Source organism: Streptomyces sp. UH6, from assembly GCF_013421635.1.
GTDB lineage: Bacteria > Actinomycetota > Actinomycetes > Streptomycetales > Streptomycetaceae > Streptomyces > Streptomyces abyssomicinicus.
Window position 1 is genome coordinate 1 of the sequence record NZ_JACADT010000528.1, and the last position, 3947, is coordinate 3947.

Consider the following 3947-nt stretch of genomic DNA (forward strand, 5'->3'; position numbering starts at 1 on the left):
GAGCCGCTCCCGCTCACGGCGTGCGGCAGCGCGCCCCAGCCGCAGCATCTGGGAGACACCCAGCGCCTGCACCACGAACACCACGCCGAACGCGACCCGGTAGTCGTCCCCGGTGAGGTCCAGCAGCACCCCGATGGCCAGCAGCGTCGTCATCGATGCGGTGAACCCCCCGATGTTGGTGATCCCCGACGCCGTCCCCTGCCGCTCCGCCGGATTCGCCGGACGCGAGAAGTCGAACCCGATCATCGAGGCCGGTCCGCACGCGCCCAGCACCAGGCACAGCAGCGCGAACACCGCCAGCGGCGCCCGCCCCGGCCAGGCCAGCAGCACCGCCCACACCACCGCGGTCGCTCCGACCGTGCCCAGCGCGAGCGGCATCCGCGCCCCGTGGCGACGGGCGACGAGCTGCCCGTAGAGCACGCCGACCACCATGTTGACCAGCACGATCAGCGTCAGCAGCGTGCCGGCCCGGGCCCGGTCCATGCCCTGGTCCTCGACCAGGAACGGCATGCCCCACAGCAGCAGGAAGACCATCGCCGGGAACTGCGTGGTGAAGTGGGTCCACATCCCCAGCCGCGTCCCCGGCTCGCGCCAGGACTCGGTGATCTGGTGCCGCACGTACCGGGCCCCGCGGTGGCCGGTCCGCTCGGTGCCGTACCCGTCCGGATGGTCCTTGAGGAAGAGCAGCGTCAGCACCAGCACCACCACGCCGCACAGCGCGCTGCCGACGAACGACGCCGTCCACCCGAACTGCGTCAGCGCCCGGGAGAGCACCAGGGTGGAGACCACGTTGCCGCCCTGCCCGATCAGACCGGCGAGCTGCCCGATCAGCGGCCCGCGCCTCGCGGGGAACCAGCGCGCGCCGAGCCGCAGCACGCTGAGGAAGGTCAGCGCGTCGCCGCAGCCCAGCAGCGCGCGGGAGACCAGGGCCATGCCGTACGAGGGCGCCAGCGCGAAACCGAGCTGCCCCAGGGTGAACAGCACACACCCGACGACCAGCACCCTCTTGGTGCCGAAACGGTCCAGCAGCAGGCCCACCGGGATCTGCATGCCCGCGTAGACCAGCAGTTGCAGCATCGAGAAGGTGGACAGCGCGGAGGCGCTGACGTGGAAGCGCTCCACCGCGTCGAGGCCGGACACGCCCAGTGAGGTGCGGAAGAGGACGGCCACGAAGTAGACCGAGACGCCCACCGACCACACGGCCACGGCCCGCCCGCCGCCCGGCGGGTCCGGCGGCGGCGTGTGCGGCCCGGCGCGTTCCACCCCGGTCGCCCGGGCGGGGGATCCGTCGCTCATCGGGCCTCTCCGCGCGCCAGGTGGGAGAACCAGCCCACGTGCCCGTGCACGGCCTCGACCGCCCGGTCCGCGTCGCCCGCCCGCAGCGCGTCCAGGATCTCCCCGTGCTCGACCAGGGTCTTGGCCACCCGGTCGGGGTGCGAGTGCATCACCGCGGCGCCCATCCGCAACTGCCGGTCGCGGAGCTGGTCGTAGAGGTGGGAGAGGATCGCGTTCCCGCCGCTGCGGACGATCTCGGCATGGAAGCAGCGGTCGGTGACCGCGGCGGCCGCGTAGTCCCCGCCGGCCGCCTGCTCCCGCTGCTGCTCCAGCAGTTCCTCCAGACGGGCGATCAGCCGCGGCGGAGCGGGCACCGCCTTGCGGGCCGCGTACTCCTCCACCAGCAGCCGGGTCTCCACCACGTCCGCGATCTCCTGCGCGGTGACCGGCAGGACCAGCGCGCCCTTCTTGGGATAGAGCCTGATCAGCCCTTCCGCCTCGAGCCGCAGCAACGCCTCCCGGACCGGGGTGCGGGACACCCCCACCGCCTCGGCGAGTTCGCCCTCGGTGAGAAGACTGCCCCCCTCGTACGTGCGGTCGAGGACTGACTGCTTCACATGGATGTAGACCCGCTCGGCGGCGGGCGGCGGCTTCGGCGGGGCGGTCATGCGGACAGCATAGATACAACACGTGCGCATCCGTTGCCCGGATCCGGCATGCGGACGGCCCCCGGACCGGAATCGGGGAAAAACACCCCTCCTCCGCGCGCAACCTATGGGCCCCGGTAGTCGTCGGACATCACGCACCGCCGTATCCCGCGGCGGCGCCCTGCCCCAGGGAGCGTTCAGGGGCACATCACATCCGGGGGTTCCCCACGTGAAGACCGGCATCGGAAGCCGCCGCCTGCGCAGAGCCGCGGTCTCCCTCGTCACCGGAGGCGCGATGCTCCTCGGCGGGACGCTCGCCGCGGCGCCCGCGCACGCCGCCCCGGTGAACAACTCGCCCGGCCGTCCCGTCGCCGCCGTCCCGCCGCCGCTGAAGAGCGTGACCTCGCCCGGCATCGCCGCCAAGGGCGGCTTCGTGATGGAGAGCGACAACGGCCGGACCACCTTCAGCAAGGCGGCCGACACCCGACGGCCCACCGGCTCCACCACCAAGGTCATGACGGCCAAGGTGGTGCTCAGCCAGCCGAACCTGAATCTCGACGCCAAGGTGACCATCCAGCAGGCGTACAAGGACTACGTGGTCAAGAAGGGCGCCTCCTCGGCGAACCTGGTCGTCGGCGACAAGGTGACCGTCCGCCAGCTCCTGCACGGCCTGATGCTGCCCTCCGGTTGCGACGCGGCCTACGCGCTCGCCGACAAGTACGGAACCGGCACGACGCGGGACGCGCGGGTGAAGTCGTTCATCGGCAAGATGAACACCACCGCGAAGAACCTCGGCATGACCAACACGCACTTCGACTCGTTCGACGGCATCAGCAACGGTTCGAACTACTCCACGCCGCGCGACCTGACCAAGCTGGCCCGCGACGCGATGAAGAACTCGACCTTCCGTTCCGTGGTGAAGACCAAGTCGTACACCGCGAAGACCGTCACCAAGAGCGGCTCCACCCGCACCATGGCGACCTGGAAGAACACCAACCCGCTGCTCGGCAGCTACAGCGGGGCGACCGGCGTGAAGACCGGCTCGGGCCAGGTCGCCGGCTACTGCCTGGTGTTCTCGGCCACCCGCAACGGCAAGACGGTGATCGGCACGGTGCTGGCCTCGACGTCGTCGGCGCAGCGCACCACCGACGCGACCCGTCTGCTGAACCACGGCTTCGCCCGCCTGGGCTGAGACAGCCTGGTCCGGGACCGACTGGACCGGGACAGCCCGGGTGCGGGACCGCCCGGGCGCGGGACCGCCGGCAACGGCGCGGGGGCCCGCCACGCGTGCGCGTGGCGGGCCCCCGCCGTGCCGGGCCGGAGGGCCGTCAGGCCCAGGTCATCAGCCGCTTCGGGTGCTCCAGCACCGCCGCGACGTCGGCCAGCACCTTGGAGCCGAGCTCGCCGTCGACCAGCCGGTGGTCGAAGGAGAGGGCGAGCGTGGTGACCTGCCGGGGCTTGACCTTGCCCTTGTGGACCCACGGCTGGGGCTTGACCGCCCCGAAGGCCAGGATCGCTGCCTCCCCCGGGTTGAGGATCGGCGTCCCGGTGTCGACGCCGAAGACGCCCACGTTGGTGATGGTGACGGTGCCGCCCTGCATGTCGGCCGGGCCGGTCCGCCCCTCGCGGGCCGTCGCCACCAGCTCGCCCAATGACGCGGCCAGCTCCGGCAGCGTCTTGGCGTGCGCGTCCTTGATGTTCGGCACGATCAGCCCCCGCGGCGTGGCCGCCGCGATGCCCAGGTTGACGTAGTGCTTCTCGACGATCTCCTGGTTGGCCTCGTCCCAGGACGCGTTGATCCCGGGGTTGCGCCGGATGGCGACCAGCAGGGCCTTGGCGACCAGCAGCAGCGGGTTGACCCGCACGCCCGCCATGTCCGGGTCCTGCTTCAGCTCCTGGACCAGCTTCATCGTCCGCGTCACGTCGACCGTCACGAACTCGGTGACGTGCGGGGCGGTGAAGGCGGAGCCGACCATCGCCTGCGCGGTGGCCTTGCGGACGCCCTTGACCGGGATCCTGGTCTCC

4 protein-coding genes are annotated in these 3947 nt (G+C 71.7%); 1 reads left to right on the plus strand and 3 read right to left on the minus strand.

What is annotated here, in order from left to right; translation table 11 throughout:
- Positions 1-1296, minus strand: a 1296-nt coding sequence (locus HW445_RS21320) for a nitrate/nitrite transporter (RefSeq protein WP_180222587.1), incomplete at its 3' end; no start/stop codon positions are given.
- On the minus strand, positions 1293-1943 hold the full coding sequence (locus HW445_RS21325; protein WP_180222588.1) for a GntR family transcriptional regulator: 651 nt from the start codon (positions 1941-1943) through the stop codon (positions 1293-1295). The genes HW445_RS21325 and HW445_RS21320, both read right to left, overlap by 4 nt.
- Positions 1944-2151: 208 nt before the next feature.
- Between HW445_RS21325 and HW445_RS21330 the strand changes: the two genes are divergently transcribed.
- Complete coding sequence (locus HW445_RS21330; RefSeq protein WP_308799630.1) at positions 2152-3114, plus strand: serine hydrolase; 963 nt, start codon at positions 2152-2154, stop codon at positions 3112-3114.
- A gap of 136 nt (positions 3115-3250) precedes the next feature.
- On the opposite strand, the gene HW445_RS21335 is transcribed toward HW445_RS21330, so the two are convergent.
- The coding region (locus tag HW445_RS21335; protein WP_180222590.1) for a dihydrolipoamide acetyltransferase family protein at positions 3251-3947 on the minus strand (697 nt) is incomplete at its 5' end.

What these genes read in the sequence shown, in the direction of transcription:
- HW445_RS21325 (WP_180222588.1), bottom strand. Translation starts at nt 1,943, where the DNA reads ATGACCGCCCCGCCGAAGCCGCCGCCCGCCGCCGAGCGGGTCTACATC.